Origin of the sequence: Scandinavium sp. UTDF21-P1B (assembly GCF_040750395.1) — a bacterium.
Taxonomy (GTDB): domain Bacteria; phylum Pseudomonadota; class Gammaproteobacteria; order Enterobacterales; family Enterobacteriaceae; genus Scandinavium.
In genome coordinates this window covers 221,556-239,482 of sequence record NZ_JBFLVD010000013.1, presented here as the reverse complement: position 1 = coordinate 239,482, position 17,927 = coordinate 221,556, and the positions used below count along the sequence as shown (strand labels likewise).

20 protein-coding genes are annotated in these 17,927 nt (G+C 55.7%); 15 read left to right on the top strand and 5 right to left on the bottom strand.

Annotated elements, in window-relative coordinates; all coding sequences use genetic code 11:
- Positions 1–36: 36 nt before the first annotated feature.
- Positions 37–1,371 carry an ATP-dependent RNA helicase SrmB gene (srmB, locus tag AB1287_RS10725; protein ID WP_312624935.1) on the bottom strand — a complete coding sequence of 445 codons (1,335 nt, stop codon included), beginning with the start codon at positions 1,369–1,371 and terminating at the stop codon, positions 37–39.
- Between the two features lie 131 nt (positions 1,372–1,502).
- Between srmB and trmN the strand changes: the two genes are divergently transcribed.
- Positions 1,503–2,240, top strand: coding sequence for a tRNA(1)(Val) (adenine(37)-N(6))-methyltransferase TrmN (gene trmN, locus AB1287_RS10720; RefSeq protein ID WP_435617766.1), 738 nt, complete (start codon positions 1,503–1,505; stop codon positions 2,238–2,240).
- Here trmN and nadB read toward each other — a convergent pair.
- Positions 2,225–3,844 (bottom strand): L-aspartate oxidase, encoded by a 1,620-nt coding sequence (nadB, locus tag AB1287_RS10715; RefSeq protein ID WP_435617762.1) that lies wholly within the window; start codon positions 3,842–3,844, stop codon positions 2,225–2,227. The two genes, trmN and nadB, sit on opposite strands and share 16 nt — an antisense overlap.
- A gap of 359 nt (positions 3,845–4,203) precedes the next feature.
- On the opposite strand from nadB, the gene rseD reads away from it, so the two are divergent.
- The 12 genes from rseD to acpS all read left to right on the top strand — a co-directional run bounded on the left by rseD (position 4,204) and on the right by acpS (position 13,733).
- Complete coding sequence (gene rseD / locus AB1287_RS10710) at positions 4,204–4,272, top strand: rpoE leader peptide RseD (protein ID WP_312625278.1); 69 nt, start codon at positions 4,204–4,206, stop codon at positions 4,270–4,272.
- Positions 4,269–4,844: an RNA polymerase sigma factor RpoE gene (gene rpoE / locus AB1287_RS10705; protein WP_097163311.1), complete on the top strand. Its 576-nt coding sequence runs from the start codon at positions 4,269–4,271 to the stop codon at positions 4,842–4,844. The genes rseD and rpoE overlap by 4 nt, the downstream gene beginning before the upstream one ends.
- Positions 4,845–4,875: 31 nt before the next feature.
- Positions 4,876–5,532: an anti-sigma-E factor RseA gene (rseA, locus tag AB1287_RS10700; RefSeq protein WP_312624937.1), complete on the top strand. Its 657-nt coding sequence runs from the start codon at positions 4,876–4,878 to the stop codon at positions 5,530–5,532.
- The gene (gene rseB, locus AB1287_RS10695; RefSeq protein WP_312624938.1) at positions 5,532–6,485 is read left to right on the top strand and encodes a sigma-E factor regulatory protein RseB; all 954 of its coding nucleotides are present in this window, start codon (positions 5,532–5,534) and stop codon (positions 6,483–6,485) included. The genes rseA and rseB overlap by 1 nt, the downstream gene beginning before the upstream one ends.
- Positions 6,482–6,961 (top strand): SoxR-reducing system protein RseC, encoded by a 480-nt coding sequence (gene rseC, locus AB1287_RS10690; protein WP_435617761.1) that lies wholly within the window; start codon positions 6,482–6,484, stop codon positions 6,959–6,961. Before rseB ends, rseC begins: the two co-directional genes overlap by 4 nt.
- 185 nt (positions 6,962–7,146) lie before the next feature.
- Positions 7,147–8,946 carry a translation elongation factor 4 gene (gene lepA, locus AB1287_RS10685; RefSeq protein WP_312624967.1) on the top strand — a complete coding sequence of 600 codons (1,800 nt, stop codon included), beginning with the start codon at positions 7,147–7,149 and terminating at the stop codon, positions 8,944–8,946.
- Between the two features lie 16 nt (positions 8,947–8,962).
- Positions 8,963–9,937: a signal peptidase I gene (lepB, locus tag AB1287_RS10680; protein ID WP_312624968.1), complete on the top strand. Its 975-nt coding sequence runs from the start codon at positions 8,963–8,965 to the stop codon at positions 9,935–9,937.
- 224 nt (positions 9,938–10,161) lie between these two features.
- Complete coding sequence (gene rnc, locus AB1287_RS10675) at positions 10,162–10,842, top strand: ribonuclease III (protein WP_097163305.1); 681 nt, start codon at positions 10,162–10,164, stop codon at positions 10,840–10,842.
- A complete protein-coding gene (gene era / locus AB1287_RS10670; protein ID WP_312624970.1) occupies positions 10,839–11,744 on the top strand; it encodes a GTPase Era in 906 nt (301 codons plus the stop codon). Before rnc ends, era begins: the two co-directional genes overlap by 4 nt.
- A gap of 9 nt (positions 11,745–11,753) precedes the next feature.
- On the top strand, positions 11,754–12,464 hold the full coding sequence (recO, locus tag AB1287_RS10665) for a DNA repair protein RecO (RefSeq protein ID WP_312624971.1): 711 nt from the start codon (positions 11,754–11,756) through the stop codon (positions 12,462–12,464).
- A gap of 157 nt (positions 12,465–12,621) precedes the next feature.
- A complete protein-coding gene (gene pdxJ / locus AB1287_RS10660; protein ID WP_312624972.1) occupies positions 12,622–13,353 on the top strand; it encodes a pyridoxine 5'-phosphate synthase in 732 nt (243 codons plus the stop codon).
- Complete coding sequence (gene acpS / locus AB1287_RS10655) at positions 13,353–13,733, top strand: holo-ACP synthase (protein ID WP_435617760.1); 381 nt, start codon at positions 13,353–13,355, stop codon at positions 13,731–13,733. The genes pdxJ and acpS overlap by 1 nt, the downstream gene beginning before the upstream one ends.
- Here the strand turns inward: acpS and AB1287_RS10650 are convergent.
- Positions 13,730–13,990: a YfhL family 4Fe-4S dicluster ferredoxin gene (locus tag AB1287_RS10650; RefSeq protein ID WP_097163300.1), complete on the bottom strand. Its 261-nt coding sequence runs from the start codon at positions 13,988–13,990 to the stop codon at positions 13,730–13,732. The two genes, acpS and AB1287_RS10650, sit on opposite strands and share 4 nt — an antisense overlap.
- Positions 13,991–14,046: 56 nt before the next feature.
- Positions 14,047–14,895: a MurR/RpiR family transcriptional regulator gene (locus AB1287_RS10645; RefSeq protein WP_435617759.1), complete on the bottom strand. Its 849-nt coding sequence runs from the start codon at positions 14,893–14,895 to the stop codon at positions 14,047–14,049.
- 258 nt (positions 14,896–15,153) lie between these two features.
- Between AB1287_RS10645 and yfhb the strand changes: the two genes are divergently transcribed.
- Together yfhb and tadA are read left to right on the top strand one after the other, a co-directional pair.
- Positions 15,154–15,789: a phosphatidylglycerophosphatase C gene (yfhb, locus tag AB1287_RS10640; RefSeq protein ID WP_312624979.1), complete on the top strand. Its 636-nt coding sequence runs from the start codon at positions 15,154–15,156 to the stop codon at positions 15,787–15,789.
- A gap of 17 nt (positions 15,790–15,806) precedes the next feature.
- Positions 15,807–16,346: a tRNA adenosine(34) deaminase TadA gene (tadA, locus tag AB1287_RS10635; protein ID WP_435617758.1), complete on the top strand. Its 540-nt coding sequence runs from the start codon at positions 15,807–15,809 to the stop codon at positions 16,344–16,346.
- Here the strand turns inward: tadA and mltF are convergent.
- Positions 16,340–17,896 (bottom strand): membrane-bound lytic murein transglycosylase MltF, encoded by a 1,557-nt coding sequence (mltF, locus tag AB1287_RS10630; RefSeq protein ID WP_435617757.1) that lies wholly within the window; start codon positions 17,894–17,896, stop codon positions 16,340–16,342. The genes tadA and mltF overlap by 7 nt on opposite strands.
- Positions 17,897–17,927 lie beyond the last annotated feature (31 nt).

Genomic DNA, 17,927 nt, shown 5'->3' with positions numbered 1-17,927 from the left:
AAACGATCGGCATTAGGAGAACTCTCCGGCTTTTTTTTACTCTTCAGTCGTCTTCTTTTCGGTCGCCACGGCGACACTTGGCTTACGACGTTTACCGATGTTTTTAGCATCGCGGTGGCGTTTCTTCACACGCGGCTTTTCCTGCTCCGCTTTTTTCTTCTCGTCACGCTTCGCCTGCACCTTCTTCGACGGTTTGCCTTTCAGCTTCACGCTTGGTGCCCGCGTGGTCGGACGCAGTTCGTCGATCACACGCGCCTTGAGCGGTTCTTCGATATAGCGACCGACTTTCTCCAGCAGCAGATAGTCGTGCGCTTCGACTAAGGAAATGGCGGTGCCTTTATTACCTGCGCGACCGGTGCGACCGATGCGGTGCAGGTAGGTATCGCCGCTTAGAGGCATATCGAAGTTAAAGACGTGGCTGACGTCAGGAATATCGATCCCGCGAGCAGCAACGTCGGTTGCCACCAGAACGTTTACGCGGCCGTCAGTCAAACGCTTAATGGCTTCGTTACGTTTGATCTGCACCATTTCGCCTTCGAGATAGCAGTTGTTGATCCCTTTATCACGCAGCCAGCCTGCCAGCTCGTGCACGCGTTCACGTTTACGCACAAACACGATGGAGCGGGTGACATCATCCTGCTGCAGCAAATTGATCAGCAGGGCCGTTTTATGTTCGATGTCGTCTGCACGGTAGTACCACTGGTGAATTTTTTTACGCTCGCGGGTGGATGGCGTTGCAGAGACTTCAACAGGATCTTCAAGCAGACGCTCGGCAAAATCTTTAATGGCATCGCCTTCCAGCGTGGCCGAGAACAGCATGGTCTGCTTGCGCCAGCGGGTTTCCCCGGCGATGGTTTCGATATCCTGGGCAAAGCCCATGTCCAGCATACGGTCTGCTTCATCGAGGATCAGCGTTTCTACTGCGCGGCAGTCGAAGTTTTCTTCCTTAATGTATTGCAGCAGGCGGCCGGTGGTGGCCACCACGATATCCTGGTTTTCGCTGAAGACTTCAGCGTGGTTCATATACGCCACGCCGCCGGTGATGGTGGCGATATCCAGATGGGTATTTTTCGCCAGCTCGCGAGCGTGATCCGCCACCTGCATCGCCAGTTCGCGAGTTGGGGTCAGAATAAGAATACGTGGCGGGCCCGATTTTTTACGCGGGAAGTCGAGCAAATGCTGCAACGCGGGCAGCAGATACGCCGCCGTTTTACCGGTGCCTGTCGGCGCAGAACCGAGGACATCACGGCCTTCGAGCGCAGGCGGGATGGCTGCAGCCTGAATGGCGGTCGGGCGTGTGAAGCCTTTCTCCTGGAGCGCGTCCAGCAGGCTATCGTCGAGTTCTAGCTCGGAAAAAGTCGTTACAGTCATGATCTACCTCTGTGTGGGCCGCTGATTATAGACGGAATGACCGTAATCTTCATCTGTTTGTATGGCTATCTGTTCTCGGGTATTGTGCTCTCCCCGACGCCAGAGGGATTTTTCTGAGAAGGTTGTTGATGATGAGTCAGTCTCCATCCGTGCTTCGTCGCAACGGATTTACGTTTAAGCAGTTTTTTGTGGCCCACGATCGTTGTGCAATGAAAGTAGGGACGGACGGGATCCTGCTGGGTGCCTGGGCACCTATCGTGCGGGTAAAACGCGTCCTGGATATTGGTACCGGCAGCGGACTTCTGGCGCTGATGGTCGCGCAACGTACCGAGGGTTCAGTGGTCATTGACGCTGTCGAGCTGGATGCCGACGCAGCAGCTCAGGCGGCTGAAAACGTGGGTGAATCGCCATGGGCCAGCCGCATTCACATTCATACTGCGGATATTCAGCAGTGGCTGAACGAAGAAAATAGCCGGTATGATTTAATTATCAGCAACCCGCCCTATTACGAGCAAGGTGTGGATTGCGGTACGCCGCAGCGTGAGCAGGCGCGCTACACCTCATCCCTGGATCATGTGACCTTATTGAATTGTGCGGCCAGTGCCATTACGGAAGAGGGATTTTTCTGCGTGGTGTTGCCGGAGGGCATTGGCAACACCTTTACCGAACAGGCGCTGTCGATGGGCTGGCATTTACGTCTGCGAACTGATATTGCAGAAACGGATTTGCGCCCCCCGCATCGGGTGCTGCTGGCCTTTTCGCCACGGCCTGGAGAATGCTTCAGCGACAGGCTGGTGATTCGCGGGCCAGAGCAGCAGTATTCCGAAGGCTACACCGCGCTGACCCAGGCCTTCTATTTGTTCATGTGAACCAGCGGAGAGAGCACGGACGGCAGCGGGTTTTCCAGTAGCTCAGGATAGTCCAGCGTGTAGTGCAGGCCGCGGCTCTCTTTACGCATCATCGCGCAGCGGACAATCAGTTCCGCAACCTGAACGAGGTTGCGAAGCTCGAGCAGGTTGTTGGACACCCGGAAGCGGGAATAATATTCGTCCAGCTCCTGCTGTAGCAGCGTAATACGGCGCAGCGCGCGCTCGAGTCGCTTCGTTGTGCGCACAATCCCGACGTAGTCCCACATAAAAAGCCGCAGTTCATGCCAGTTGTGCTGGATTACGACCAGCTCGTCCGGATTCTCAACCCGGCTTTCATCCCAGGCGGGCAGCGTTTTAACATCACGCGCATACGGCATGCGCTTTTTGATGTCTTCCGCCGCCGACCAGCCATACACCAGACACTCCAGCAACGAGTTAGACGCCATACGATTCGCGCCGTGCAGGCCGGTGTAGCTGACCTCGCCGATCGCATACAGCCCGTCGACGTCGGTGCGCCCAAAATCATCCACCATCACGCCGCCGCAGGTGTAATGCGCGGCCGGAACGATGGGAACAGGTTCTTTGGTGAGGTCAATCCCGAGGCCCAACAGCTTCTCGTGGATCATCGGGAAATGCTGGCGCACAAACGCTTCCGGCTTATGACTGATGTCGAGATACATACAGTCCACGCCCAGACGCTTCATCTCATGGTCGATGGCTCGGGCGACGATATCGCGCGGGGCGAGCTCGGCGCGTTCATCGAAATCGGGCATAAAGCGTGAGCCGTCAGGGCGTTTAAGCAATGCACCTTCGCCGCGAAGGGCCTCCGTCAGCAGGAAATTGCGCGCCTGAGGGTGATACAGCGCCGTTGGGTGGAACTGATTGAATTCCAGATTGGCGACCCGGCAGCCCGCACGCCAGGCCATCGCAATTCCGTCGCCTGAGGAGATGTCCGGGTTGGTGGTGTACTGATACACCTTCGAGGCGCCACCCGTTGCCAGAACAACGGATTTTGCCGCGCAGGTTTCAACAGTTTCTTTATTGCGATTCCAGATCCACGCTCCGACGACCCGGCGAGTGCCGGGCAGGCCGATTTTATCGGAGACGATCAGGTCCACTGCGTTGCTTCGTTCGAGTACGCGAATGTTAGGATGGCTTAAAGCTTTTCCGACGAGGGTCGTTTCGACTGCTTTCCCGGTGGCATCTGCTGCGTGGAGAATCCGTCGGTGGCTGTGTCCGCCTTCACGCGTCAGGTGGTAGCTGGCTTCGCCATTAGCCTGTACTTCGGTATCGAACAGCACGCCCTGATCGATGAGCCACTGTACGCACGAGCGGGCATTGCTGGCGACAAACGACACCGCGTGGCGATCGCACAATCCTGCCCCGGCAATGAGCGTATCTTCCACATGCGACTCAATGCTGTCCGTTTTGTCAAACACGGCGGCAATTCCGCCCTGGGCATAAAAAGTAGAGCCTTCGCTAATCGGGCCCTTGCTCAGCACTATCACCGAGCTGTGTTCAGCCAGACGTAACGCCAGGGATAAACCGGCAGCGCCACTGCCGACGATCAGCACATCACAGGAGAGATCAGGTGTCGTTGTCATGATTTGTGTTTAATTTACTAAACAGTGTCTGGCGAATGTAGCACTGCACAGGGCGGTTTAGCACGCTATTTTTTCATGGCGGTTGTAATGGCTAAACATGCAGGGGAGGGCCGGTGGTTTGTCAATCAACGAAAATTATTGCGAAGCGGGTCGTTAGTCTCAGATTTTAGGATGAAAAAAACGTTTCGTTACGGTACTCTGCGAGTTGATTTCAGACGTTTATTGCGCGCCTGACACTTCATTTAGCGGTGATAGACTTATAATGAGTGATAATGAACTGTCTATTCGCGATCGATAAAAAGCAAAGGCGTAACGGAACTTTACGATAATAGCCCGCTCTAAGCTGTTGCTTGCTCATAGTGCAGTGTACGGAGTGGCGTTCTGATTACGCATGGGAATTAGGTTTGAGGAGACATTACCTCGGATGAGCGAGCAGTTAACGGATCAGGTCCTTGTCGAACGGGTCCAGAAGGGAGATCAGAAGGCCTTTAATTTGCTGGTGGTGCGCTATCAGCACAAAGTGGCGAGCCTGGTTTCCCGTTACGTACCGTCTGGCGACGTGCCTGACGTAGTACAAGAGTCTTTTATTAAGGCCTATCGTGCGCTGGATTCGTTCCGGGGAGATAGTGCTTTCTATACCTGGCTGTACCGTATCGCCGTGAACACGGCAAAAAACTACCTGGTTGCTCAGGGGCGACGCCCGCCGGCAAGTGATGTGGATGCAATTGAAGCAGAAAATTACGAAAGTGGCGGTGCGCTGAAAGAAATTTCGAACCCTGAGAACTTAATGTTGTCAGAAGAACTGAGACAAATAGTGTTCCGTACCATTGAGTCGCTCCCGGAAGATTTACGCATGGCAATCACGTTACGGGAGCTGGATGGTCTGAGCTATGAAGAGATAGCCGCTATCATGGATTGTCCGGTGGGTACGGTACGTTCGCGCATTTTCCGTGCACGAGAAGCTATTGATAATAAAGTTCAACCGCTTATCAGGCGTTGACGATAGCGGAATACTGGAAAAGGTATTAGGCATGCAGAAAGAAAAACTTTCCGCCTTAATGGATGGTGAAACGCTGGATTCGGAGCTGCTCAACGAGCTGACCCGTTCTGCTGAAATGCAAAAAACCTGGGAGAGCTACCATCTCATCCGCGACACAATGCGCGGTGAGACAGCACAGACTCTCAACTTTGATATTTCAGCCCGCGTGATGGCTGCCATTGAGAATGAACCTGTTCGCCTGGCGACGCCGCTCATTCCTGAAGCCCAACCCGCACCGCACCAGTGGCAAAATATGCCGTTCTGGAAGAAGGTTCGCCCTTGGGCTAGCTCTCTGACGCAAATGGGTGTTGCTGCTTGCGTTTCCCTCGCGGTGATCGTCGGGGTTCAGCACTACAATGGTCAATCGGATGCGACTCAGCAACCTGAAACGCCAGTGTTCAATACGCTGCCGATGATGGGTAAAGCCAGCCCGGTTAGCCTGGGTGTTCCGGCTGATGCCAGCGCTCCTGTGGGTTCCGGCCAGCAACAGCAGGTGCAGGAGCAGCGTCGTCGTATTAATGCGATGCTGCAGGACTACGAATTACAGCGTCGTCTGCACTCCGAACAGTTGCAGTTTGAACAGGCACAGACTCAGCAAGCCGCTGTTCAGGTGCCAGGTTATCAAACGTTAGGAACGCAACAGCAGTAATGAAGCAATTTTGGTGTGCCATGTCACTTGTGGCTGGTAGCCTGTTCTTCTCCGCCAACGCCTCGGCTGATGTTTCGTCCGGGGCGTTGTTGCAGCAGATGAATCTGGCCAGCCAGTCTCTCAACTATGAGCTGTCGTTCGTCAGCATCAACAAGCAGGGCGTAGAATCGCTACGCTACCGCCACGCGCGTCTGAACAATCAGGCCCTGGCGCAGCTGCTGCAGATGGACGGCCCACGCCGGGAAGTGGTCCAGCGTGGGAATGAAATCAGCTATTTCGAGCCAGGCCTCGATCCCTTTACCCTGAACGGCGATTACATCGTCGATTCACTGCCTTCGTTGGTGTATACCGACTTTAAGCGCCTTGCACCCTACTATGATTTTATCTCCGTAGGCCGTACTCGCATTGCCGACAGGCTGTGTGAGGTGATCCGCGTTGTCGCCCGCGACGGTACCCGTTACAGCTATATTGTCTGGCTGGATTCAGAAACTAAGCTGCCGATGCGCGTCGACCTGCTGGACAGAGACGGCGAAACGCTCGAACAGTTCCGCGTCGTGGCGTTTAACGTCAGCCAGCAGGTGAGCAGTAATATGCAGACGCTCGCTAACGCCAACCTGCCACCGCTGTTGTCGGTGCCCGCCGGAGACAAAGTCAACTTTAACTGGTTGCCGGGCTGGCTTCCGCAAGGGTTTGTTGAGGTAGCCGGCAGCCGTCGATCGTTGCCGACGATCGAAACCCCGGTTGAATCACGCCTCTATTCCGACGGCCTGTTCAGTTTCTCAGTCAACGTGAACCGTGCCAATGCCAACAGCATTGAACAGGTGCTCCGCACCGGGCGTCGCACGGTCAGCACCTCCGTGCGCGACAACGCAGAAATTACCATCGTCGGTGAACTGCCGCCGCAAACGGCAAAGCGCGTAGCTGACAGCATTAAATTCAAGGCAGCACAATGATTAAAGAGTGGGCCACGGTAGTCTCCTGGGGCGATGGCTTCGCTCAGGTAAGCTGTGACGTAAAATCTTCCTGTAGCAGCTGCGCCTCGCGTGCCGGATGCGGAAGTCGCGTGCTCAATAAATTAGGGCCGCAGACGGAGCATACCATCACCGTGCCAAGCGCAGCGCCTCTGGTTGTTGGCCAGAAAGTGGAGCTTGGCATTAGCGAGGGTAGCCTGCTGACGTCAGCCATGCTGGTCTACATGACGCCGTTACTGGGATTGTTTGTTATGGCTGCGGTATTCCAGCTGCTGTTCAGCAGCGATCTTGCCGCGTTTGCTGGTGGCATTCTCGGTGGCGTGGGCGGTTTTCTGGTTGCCCGTGGACTCTCCCCAAAACTCGCCTCCCGCGAAGCCTGGCAGCCGGTGATTATCAGCGTCGGCCTCCCGCCGGATCTGCTGCGAGTAGACGCATCCTCTTCTGAATTGAGCCAGTAATTACGCTGGCTTTTATCTTTATTTACATCTCCAACAGGATCTCCTCCACGCTAACCGCTAAGCTTGCCGGAAGAGCATTTCCTGGCGACGGAGATGTAGTGTAGAATGCGGCGTTTTCGAACGATAAAACGTCAGGCGCAGACCCGCGGCCTCCAGGAATTCGTAAGGCATAATTAACTCTAACTATGAAGAATATACGTAACTTTTCGATCATCGCTCACATCGACCACGGTAAATCCACGCTGTCCGACCGTATCATTCAGATTTGCGGTGGTCTTTCCGATCGTGAAATGGCGGCGCAGGTTCTCGATTCCATGGATCTGGAGCGTGAACGCGGCATTACCATTAAAGCGCAGAGCGTGACCCTGGATTACAAAGCGACCGACGGCGAAACCTACCAGCTTAACTTTATCGACACCCCGGGCCACGTAGACTTCTCCTATGAAGTGTCGCGTTCTCTGGCTGCCTGTGAAGGTGCGCTGCTGGTTGTTGATGCCGGGCAGGGCGTAGAAGCGCAGACCCTGGCGAACTGCTATACCGCGATGGAAATGGATCTGGAAGTGGTGCCAGTTCTGAACAAAATCGACCTCCCTGCGGCCGATCCGGAGCGCGTGGCGGAAGAAATTGAAGATATCGTAGGGATTGATGCAACGGATGCCGTGCGCTGCTCGGCAAAAACCGGCGTCGGCGTTCCTGATGTGTTAGAACGTCTGGTTCGCGATATTCCGCCTCCGGAAGGCGATCCTGAGGCTCCGCTGCAGGCGCTGATTATCGACTCCTGGTTCGATAACTATCTGGGCGTTGTGTCTCTGGTTCGTATCAAGAACGGCACAATGCGCAAAGGCGACAAGATTAAGGTGATGAGTACCGGGCAGGTCTATAACGCTGACCGTCTGGGCATCTTCACGCCGAAACAGGTTGACCGCACAGAACTGAAATGCGGCGAGGTAGGCTGGCTGGTTTGTGCCATTAAAGACATCCTCGGCGCGCCGGTGGGCGATACCCTGACGCTGTCCCGTAATCCGGCTGACAAAGCTCTCCCGGGCTTCAAGAAAGTTAAACCTCAGGTTTACGCGGGTCTGTTCCCGGTCAGCTCTGACGACTATGAAAACTTCCGCGATGCGCTTGGCAAGCTGAGCCTCAACGACGCCTCCCTGTTCTATGAGCCAGAAAGCTCAACGGCGCTGGGCTTCGGCTTCCGCTGTGGCTTCCTCGGCCTGCTGCACATGGAAATCATCCAGGAGCGTCTGGAGCGTGAATACGATCTGGATCTCATCACCACCGCACCGACGGTAGTCTATGAAGTGCAGACCACCAATAAAGAAGTTATTTACGTCGACAGCCCGTCCAAGCTGCCGCCGCTCAACAACATCCAGGAGCTGCGTGAGCCTATCGCCGAATGTCACATGCTGCTGCCGCAGGAGTTCCTCGGCAACGTGATCACGCTGTGTATCGAGAAGCGTGGCGTGCAAACCAACATGGTTTATCACGGCAACCAGGTCGCTCTGACTTATGAAATCCCAATGGCGGAAGTGGTCCTCGACTTCTTCGACCGTCTGAAGTCCACCTCTCGTGGCTATGCGTCGCTGGATTACAACTTCAAGCGTTTCCAGGCCTCCAACATGGTGCGCGTCGACGTGCTGATCAACGGCGAGCGTGTAGATGCACTGGCGCTGATCACCCACAACGACAACGCTCCGTACCGCGGTCGTGAGCTGGTTGAGAAGATGAAAGAGCTGATCCCACGCCAGCAGTTTGATATCGCGATTCAGGCGGCAATCGGCAACCACATTATTGCCCGTTCCACCGTGAAACAGCTGCGTAAAAACGTTCTGGCTAAGTGCTATGGCGGTGACGTCAGCCGTAAGAAAAAGCTGCTGCAGAAGCAGAAAGAAGGTAAAAAGCGCATGAAGCAGGTGGGTAACGTTGAGCTGCCGCAGGAAGCTTTCCTTGCCATTTTGCATGTCGGTAAAGACGGTAAATAACCAATAAGGAGTTGGCATGGCGAACATGTTTGCCCTGATCCTGGTCATTGCGACCCTGGTGACCGGGGTTTTGTGGTGCCTGGATAAGTTCATCTTTGCACCAAAACGCCGTGAACGTCAGGCCGCTGCGCAGGTTGCAGCGGGTGATACCCTGGATAAAAAGACGCTGAAAAAAGTTGGCCCGAAACCGGGCTGGCTGGAAACCGGTGCCTCCGTTTTCCCGGTGCTGGCGATTGTGCTGGTGGTGCGCTCGTTTATTTATGAACCTTTCCAGATCCCGTCTGGTTCAATGATGCCGACGCTGCTGATCGGCGACTTTATTCTGGTGGAGAAGTTTGCCTACGGCATTAAAGATCCTGTTTACCAGAAAACGTTAATTGAAACCGGTCATCCGAAGCGTGGCGATATTGTGGTCTTCAAATATCCTGAAGATCCGCGCCTGGATTATATTAAGCGCACCGTCGGCCTGCCGGGCGACAAAGTCAGCTACGATCCGATTGCGAAAGAAGTGACCATTCAGCCAAACTGCAGCTCCGGTCAGGCCTGTGGCAATGCGCTGCCGGTGACCTACTCCAACGTTGAGCCGAGCGACTTCGTTCAGACCTTCGCTCGTCGTAATGGTGCTGAAGCAACCAGCGGTTTTTGGCAGCTGCCTCAGGGCGAGAGCAAAGATAATGGCGTACGTCTGTCCGGGCGTAACGAAACGCTGGGTGAGGTGACTCACCGTATCCTGACCGTGCCGATCGCACAGGATCAGCTGGGGATGTATTACCAGCAGCAGGGCCAGCAGCTGGCGACCTGGATCGTTCCGCCGGGCCATTACTTCATGATGGGCGACAACCGTGACAACAGCGCCGACAGCCGCTACTGGGGCTTTGTCCCGGAAGCAAACCTGGTGGGTAAAGCCGTTGGCATCTGGATGAGCTTTGAAAAACAGGAAGGCGAATGGCCGACCGGCGTACGCTTAAGCCGCATCGGTGGAATTCATTAATCCCTGACCTTTGATTCATGTCGTCACGTTAAGCGTGGCGACATGAATTATTTCCTATATAAATGCCTCTCAGCTAACGACATCCCCTGTCGTTGCGTATAGAATATCCCCCCCGAAGTTTTAGGTTGGTACCCGTAAGGGATCCACGGCACACGAAACCGCGTTGGCTTTCTCAGGTCGGTTTCGTGTGCTGCATTATTGACGCATTCATCTATTGGTAAAGCATGAACCCCATCGTAATTAATCGGCTTCAACGCAAGCTGGGCTACACTTTTCAACATCAGGATCTGTTACAGCAGGCTTTAACCCATCGCAGCGCCAGCAGTAAGCATAATGAGCGCCTCGAGTTTCTGGGTGATTCCATTTTAAGTTATGTCATTGCCAACGCGCTGTATCATCGTTTTCCGCGCGTAGACGAAGGTGACATGAGCCGCATGCGTGCCACGCTGGTTCGCGGCAACACGCTGGCGGAAATCGCCCGTGAATTTGAACTGGGTGAATGTTTACGCCTGGGGCCGGGTGAGCTGAAAAGCGGCGGCTTCCGTCGGGAATCTATTCTCGCGGATACCGTTGAAGCGCTGATTGGCGGCGTGTTCCTCGACAGCGACATTCAGAACGTCGAGAAGCTGATCCTCAGCTGGTATCAGACCCGACTGGACGAAATCAGTCCGGGTGATAAGCAAAAAGATCCGAAAACGCGTTTGCAGGAATATTTACAGGGTCGTCATCTGCCTCTGCCTTCCTATCTGGTTGTGCAGGTGCGTGGCGAAGCCCACGATCAGGAATTTACTATCCACTGCCAGGTCAGTGGCCTGAGTGAACCGGTGGTTGGCACAGGTTCCAGCCGTCGCAAGGCGGAGCAGGCTGCCGCCGAACAGGCGCTGAAAAAACTGGAGCTGGAATGAGCGACGAAAAAAGTTACTGCGGATTTATCGCCATCGTTGGTCGTCCTAACGTTGGCAAATCCACCCTGCTGAACAACCTGCTTGGTCAGAAGATTTCTATCACCTCTCGCAAAGCGCAGACCACGCGTCACCGTATTGTCGGCATCCATACTGAAGGGGCTTATCAGGCGATTTACGTCGATACCCCGGGCCTGCACATGGAAGAGAAGCGCGCTATTAACCGCCTGATGAACAAAGCGGCCAGCAGCTCCATCGGCGACGTTGAGCTGATCATCTTCGTGGTGGAAGGTACGCGCTGGACCGCAGACGACGAAATGGTGCTGAACAAGCTGAAAGGTGGTCGCGCACCGGTGATCCTTGCGGTCAATAAAGTGGACAACGTTCAGGAGAAAGCGGATCTTCTGCCGCACCTGCAGTTCCTCGGTAGCCAGATGAACTTCCTCGATATCGTGCCGATTTCCGCAGAAACTGGTCTGAACGTGGATACCGTAGCGGGCATCGTGCGCAAGCACCTGCCGGAAGCGACGCACCACTTCCCGGAAGATTACATCACCGATCGTTCCCAGCGCTTTATGGCCTCCGAAATCATCCGTGAAAAACTGATGCGTTTCCTGGGCGCTGAGCTGCCGTATTCCGTCACCGTTGAAATCGAACGTTTCCAGAGCAACGAGCGCGGCGGCTACGACATCAACGGTCTGATCCTCGTAGAGCGTGAAGGGCAGAAGAAGATGGTGATTGGCAATAAAGGCGCCAAAATCAAAACCATCGGTATTGAAGCCCGTAAGGACATGCAGGAGATGTTTGAAGCCCCGGTTCATCTGGAACTGTGGGTGAAAGTGAAATCTGGCTGGGCCGATGACGAACGCGCGCTGCGCAGTCTCGGTTACGTCGACGACCTCTAAGTAAACCCCGTGGAAGGCTGGCAGCGCGCTTTTGTTCTGCATAGTCGTCCCTGGAGCGAAACCAGCCTGATGCTGGACGTCTTCACGGAAGAATCGGGACGCGTGCGCCTTGTGGCTAAAGGCGCACGTTCCAAACGCTCTAACCTCAAAGGTGCGCTTCAGCCCTTTACGCCTTTGTTAGTGCGCTTCGGTGGTCGCGGCGATGTCAAAACGCTGCGCAGCGCTGAAGCCGTTTCCCTGGCGCTACCGCTCACCGGCATTGCGCTCTACAGCGGCTTATACGTCAACGAACTTCTCTCCCGCGTGCTGGAAAACGAAACCCGTTTCTCCGAACTCTTCTTCGACTACCTCCACTGTATTCAGGCGCTGGCCGGGGTTAACGGTACGCCAGAACCGGCGCTGCGACGTTTTGAGCTGGCGCTGCTGGCACATCTGGGGTACGGCGTCGATTTTCTGCACTGCGCGGGCAGCGGTGAACCCGTGGATGACACCATGACCTATCGCTACCGCGAAGAAAAAGGCTTTATTGCAAGCGTGGTGATTGATAACGGCACGTTTACGGGGCACCATCTGAAAGCGCTCGCCAGCCGTGAATTTCCGGATGCCGACACGCTGCGGGCAGCAAAACGATTTACCCGCATTGCGCTCAAACCTTACCTTGGCGGCAAGCCGCTAAAAAGCCGTGAGCTGTTCCGGCAGTTTGTGCCAAAGCGAAGTTGAAGATTGACTGATTCCCCCTCTCCCCGGCCCTCTCCCAAGGGGAGAGGGGGAAAATGAGCCCTGCGATCTGAATGGGGGCACAATCAGTTCCCTCTCTCTATGGGAGAGGGACAGGGAGAGGGAATGCGACGAACCAAAATCAATAACGAGGACTGTCATGGCTGAATTACTGTTAGGCGTCAACATCGACCACATTGCAACCCTGCGAAACGCACGCGGCACGGCTTATCCCGATCCGGTGCAGGCCGCCTTTATTGCTGAACAGGCTGGTGCAGACGGCATCACCGTGCACCTGCGAGAAGACCGTCGCCATATCACCGATCGTGACGTACGCATCCTTCGCCAGACCCTCGATACCCGCATGAATCTGGAAATGGCAGTCACCGAAGAGATGCTGACGATTGCCTGCGAGACGAAACCGCACTTTTGCTGTCTGGTGCCTGAGAAACGTCAGGAAGTGACCACCGAAGGCGGCCTGGATGTGGCAGGTCAGATTGACAAAATGCGCGATGCCTGCAAGCGCCTGGCGGATGCCGGAATCCTGGTTTCCTTGTTCATTGACGCCGATCGCCAGCAAATCAAAGCCGCAGCGGACGTGGGCGCGCCGTACATCGAAATTCATACCGGATGCTACGCCGATGCCGAAAGCGAAGCGCAGCAGGCGAAAGAGCTGGAGCGTATTGCTCAGGCAGCAACGTATGCCGCAAGCCTTGGCCTGAAGGTGAACGCCGGGCACGGGCTGACGTATCACAATGTTAAAGCCATCGCCGCATTGCCGGAGATGCACGAGCTGAACATCGGCCATGCCATTATTGGCCGTGCGGTAATGAGCGGCCTGAAGGAAGCGGTGGCGGAAATGAAGCGCCTGATGCTGGAAGCGCGCAAATAATGGCCATCGTCGGCATCGGCACGGATATCGTCGAGATTGCCCGTATCGAAGCAGTGATCGCCCGCAGCGGCGATCGCCTTGCGCGCCGGTTGCTCAGCGAGCACGAGTGGAAAATCTGGGAGACGCACCAGCAGCCGGTGCGCTTTCTGGCGAAGCGGTTTGCCGTAAAAGAGGCGGCATCCAAAGCGCTGGGCACCGGGATCCGCAACGGGCTGGCGTTTGAACAGTTCGAAGTCTACAACGATGAACTGGGTAAACCTAAGCTGCGGTTATGGGGCGCGGCGGCAGAATTGGCTGCTAAGCTTGGCGTTGCCCACATGCATGTGACGCTGGCAGACGAACGTCATTACGCCTGCGCCACGGTGATTATGGAAAGCTAAATTTTATCGGCGTGATGCAGCTGAACGAACTTATCCCACAGCTGCTCTTCGTTTTCCAGGTGCGCCGGATCTTTGATGATGGTGTTGGGGATCGGGCACACTTTCTGGCAGGTCGGCGTCTCGTAATGGCCGATGCACTCGGTACAGCGATCGCTGTTAATCTCATAAATGCTGTCGCCCATCGAAATGGCCGTGTTCGGGCATTCCGCCTCGCACATATCACAGTTGATGCATTTTTTGGTAATTAACAGCGCCATACAGAAATTCTCAGAAACAACACAAACAGGGCGGGCATTATACGCTCATTCTCTGTTCAGACCAGTTTTTTCACCAGCGCTTCGCTGTGGCGGATCCTCTCCGGCGCGTGCTCAAGATCCTGCTGTACCAGCCCCATAAACAGCAGGTCGGTCAGCATCATCTGGGCACTGGTGGAGGAGATTGCCGCGCTGCGCGTAGCTTGCTCCTCGGCAATGGTATAGAGGCAATGGCTCGCCCGCTGCTGCAGGGCGTTGGGGGAAAAGCCGGTTATTGCTAAAATTTTACCGCCCACCCGCAGCGTTTCGTCTGCTGCCAGGTTAATCTCCCGCCGCTCGCCGGAATAGGAGATAGCCAGCAGCAAGTCGTTATTCGTCATCGCCTGCACGGTGGCGAGCAGGGCGTGCATGTCCTGCTCAGCAACGGCATTCAGACCAATTTTCATCAGCTTCCAGCTGAAGTTTTGCGCCACCAGGCCCGAAGCGCCAATGCCGGTCACGACGATGCGGCGGGCGCTGCGCAGCAGTCCGATGCTTTCCCGCAGCTTCTCTTCGGTATTGATGTCGAGCGACGCATGCATCGCCGAGACGTTATCTTTAATCAGCTTTTCGCCCACCAGCCGCAGCGGGTCGTCGCCGCGGATCTGGTTATGCACCGGCACCGACTGAGGATGAGGGTTGCTCGCCAGCGCCTCGCTGAGGGCAAGCTTCAGCGCGGGGAAGCCTTTAAAGCCGAGCTTTTGGGCAAACTTCACCACGCTCGACTGGCTGACACCAGCCTCAGCGGCCAGCTGCTGTGAACTGAGATGGCGCGCTTCGTCGGGCTGCGCCAGAATGAAGTCTGCCAGTTTTTTGTCACTTTGCGCAAAACCAGGGTAACGCTGGCGGATGCGAATCAAACAATTCATTGCCTCTCCAGAGGGCCTTGAGGCGGCCGCCTGCCAGAAATTTGTCTTTGATTATAGGGGATTGTGATGCCTGCACAGCCCGTGGCGGGAAAAAAGTGCTGCAATCTTAAACAATTCATTATGCTAATCAAAAGGATACGCTCTCCGGAAACGAAGGGAAAGGCACAATGCCGATCGTTTTTGGAAATGTGAGGTTCCGGCTGTTAGGCTAACTAACAGGCATGACGCTTACGCGTTCAACTTTGAGAGGGAAACGGTTTGGCAAGTAATTCGCGTCGGGTAGTGTTTTTTGACCTGGATGGCACGCTGCATCAGCAGGATATGTTTGGCAGCTTTTTACGTTACCTGTTCCGGCACAACCCGCTGAATGCGCTGCTGGTGCTCCCGCTGCTGCCGGTGATTGGCGTCACGCTGCTGGTAAAAGGACGCGCGGCGCGCTGGCCGATGAGCCTGCTGCTGTGGGCCGCCACCTTCGGGCACAGCGAAACGCGGCTTCAGCGCCTTGAGGCGAACTTTGTCCTCTGGTTCCGCGGGCACGTCACTGCGTTTCCGGTGGTGCATCAACGCCTGACCGAATACCTGACCAGCTCTGATGCTGACGTCTGGTTGATTACCGGTTCCCCGAAACGGCTTGTGGAAAAGGTCTATTTCGACACCCCCTGGCTGCCGCGCGTTAATTTAATCGCCAGCATGACCGAACGCCGCTACGGCGGTTGGGTGCTGACGCTGCGTTGTTTAGGCCATGAGAAAGTGGCTCAGCTGGAGCGCAAAATCGGCACGCCGCTTCGCCTGTACAGCGGCTACAGCGACAGCAACCAGGATAACCCGCTGCTCTATTTTTGCCAGCATCGCTTCCGGGTGACGCCGCGCGGCGATCTGCAACAGCTGGAATAGTGCAACGGCCTGCCGGTGTGTATAATGCGCCCCGTTTTTCTACCGGAGTAGCCGCCTTGTCTGACAACGAACTGAACCACGAACGCTGGATGCGTCATGCGCTGACTCTGGCTCAACGCGCCTGGGATGAAGGAGAGGTGCCGGTCGGGGCAGTGCTGGTGTATCAGAATCAGGTGATTGGTGAGGGCTGGAACCGGCCGATTGGTCGTCACGACCCGACGGCGCATGCGGAAATCATGGCGCTGCGCCAGGGTGGGCTGGTATTACAGAATTATCGCCTGATTGATACGACGCTGTACGTAACGCTCGAACCCTGCGTGATGTGCGCCGGGGCAATGGTGCACAGCCGGATTGGTCAACTGGTGTTTGGTGCGCGGGATGCAAAAACGGGGGCGGCAGGATCGCTGATTGATGTACTGCATCATCCGGGCATGAATCACAGGGTTGAAATTACGGAAGGCGTGCTTGCCGAAAGCTGCTCCACCATGCTGAGCGATTTCTTCCGCCACCGCCGTGAACAGAAAAAAGCCCTCAGGCGCGCCGCGCCGTCTCAGTGACGTAACATGTCGACGAGGGTGCCGGGGTGCTTCACGTCAATCTGGCCACTGTGTACGTCCGCCGATAGCGAGAGAAACGGCAGCACGCCGACGCTTCCAGTGGTGTGATTCAGCTCGTCCGGCCTGACCGCCGGGTAATCATTCGCATATTCCCTTTCCTGCGCGGCCTTCTTCTCTTTCTCCAGCAGATAGCCCACCAGGCTTATCTGGTACTTACGGATATTCTCTACATATGCGTAGGCTTCATGCCCGCGCGCGTAGCCGTACGTCAGGCGCGTGTAGTAGGGTTTCTGGCTCAGTAAAGGCAGACGCTGTTTCACGTCAGCCCAGCTATCCGGATCGCCTTTTTGCTTCGCGGTTAACGCTCTGGCATCCAGCATGTGCGCATAGCCCATATTGTAAGCCGCCAGGGCAAACCAGATCCGTTCATCCTTCGGGACGGTCTCCGGCACCTTATCCATCATATCCTGCAGATAGCGCATCCCGCCGCTGATGCTCTGTTCGGCATCGGTGCGGTCCGTCAGACCCAGGCTTTGCGCAGTGTTCCTGGTCAGCATCATCATGCCTCGCACGCCCGTCGGTGAGGTTGCCATCGGATCCCAGTGGGATTCCTGCCAGGCAATCGCCGCCAGCAGGCGCCAGTCGATTTCCGCCGCATGCTTCTGGAAGAGCGGCTGGAAATCGGGCAGCTGGTTATCCACCGCGCGAAGGAAGGTGCGGGTGTCGAAATAATCGAAATCGTCGCCGTGGCCAAGGTATTTCTCTTCCAGGCGTGCCAGGGTGCCGTCTTCATTAATGTTGTTGAAGAAATCGAGCATCGCGGCGGGCAGGGTGTTGTCGCTGTCCTTCAGGCTAAACCAGGTGACCGGCTGCTCATCGGTAATGTCGAGCGCGACTGCCAGCTCCGGATGGACGCGCTGGAACAGGCTGATCGCTACCGAATCGGCAATGGTATAGTCGAGCCTGCCGTCAAGAACCTCATCCATTAGCTCCACGCTGCCGCGTTTGTCATCGACGGTCCAGCTGAGTTCCGGGTACTTCTTCTCCTTCAGCGCCTGCAGGTCATTGATTGCCACATGCCCTGGCGCAATGGTCAGCTGCTGAGCGGTAATATTTTCAAGTGAACGGGGGCGGTAGATGCCTTTTCGGTAAACCAGCTGCTGCGAAACGGAGTAATAAGCCGGGCCGGCCTGATAGCTTTTGACGCGCTCGCTGTTGTAGACCAGCCCGGCGGCCAGCATGTCGGCTTTGTCATTATCGAGATCGTCAAACAGCTGGCTGATGTTCTGGCGGACGGTGACGTTGAGCTTCACGCCGAGGTAGTCGGCGAACTGCTGGGCCAGCTCGTAATCCAGACCGTAATCTTTTTCGTTAATGCTGGCGTAGGTCAGGGGAGAGATGATGGTGCTGACGCGCAGCTCTCCTCGCGCCTGAATCGCAGCGATGCGGTTCTCTGGTTTGCTGAACCAGGGAATAGAGGGCCATAGCGCCGCTGCCAGTAGCAGGGTGACAATGCCGATAAACAGATAATTAATCTTTAATTTTTTCAATTAGTTAATTCTCTGCAGCGCGAGCGATCTC

Bases quoted from the DNA above. Each gene is read 5' to 3' on its own strand.
- srmB (WP_312624935.1), bottom strand. From the start codon at position 1,371: ATGACTGTAACGACTTTTTCCGAGCTAGAACTCGACGATAGCCTGCTG.
- trmN (WP_435617766.1), top strand. From the start codon at position 1,503: ATGAGTCAGTCTCCATCCGTGCTTCGTCGCAACGGATTTACGTTTAAG.
- nadB (WP_435617762.1), bottom strand. From the start codon at position 3,844: ATGACAACGACACCTGATCTCTCCTGTGATGTGCTGATCGTCGGCAGT.
- rpoE (WP_097163311.1), top strand. From the start codon at position 4,269: ATGAGCGAGCAGTTAACGGATCAGGTCCTTGTCGAACGGGTCCAGAAG.
- rseA (WP_312624937.1), top strand. From the start codon at position 4,876: ATGCAGAAAGAAAAACTTTCCGCCTTAATGGATGGTGAAACGCTGGAT.
- rseB (WP_312624938.1), top strand. From the start codon at position 5,532: ATGAAGCAATTTTGGTGTGCCATGTCACTTGTGGCTGGTAGCCTGTTC.
- rseC (WP_435617761.1), top strand. From the start codon at position 6,482: ATGATTAAAGAGTGGGCCACGGTAGTCTCCTGGGGCGATGGCTTCGCT.
- lepA (WP_312624967.1), top strand. From the start codon at position 7,147: ATGAAGAATATACGTAACTTTTCGATCATCGCTCACATCGACCACGGT.
- lepB (WP_312624968.1), top strand. From the start codon at position 8,963: ATGGCGAACATGTTTGCCCTGATCCTGGTCATTGCGACCCTGGTGACC.
- rnc (WP_097163305.1), top strand. From the start codon at position 10,162: ATGAACCCCATCGTAATTAATCGGCTTCAACGCAAGCTGGGCTACACT.
- era (WP_312624970.1), top strand. From the start codon at position 10,839: ATGAGCGACGAAAAAAGTTACTGCGGATTTATCGCCATCGTTGGTCGT.
- pdxJ (WP_312624972.1), top strand. From the start codon at position 12,622: ATGGCTGAATTACTGTTAGGCGTCAACATCGACCACATTGCAACCCTG.
- acpS (WP_435617760.1), top strand. From the start codon at position 13,353: ATGGCCATCGTCGGCATCGGCACGGATATCGTCGAGATTGCCCGTATC.
- AB1287_RS10650 (WP_097163300.1), bottom strand. From the start codon at position 13,990: ATGGCGCTGTTAATTACCAAAAAATGCATCAACTGTGATATGTGCGAG.
- AB1287_RS10645 (WP_435617759.1), bottom strand. From the start codon at position 14,895: ATGAATTGTTTGATTCGCATCCGCCAGCGTTACCCTGGTTTTGCGCAA.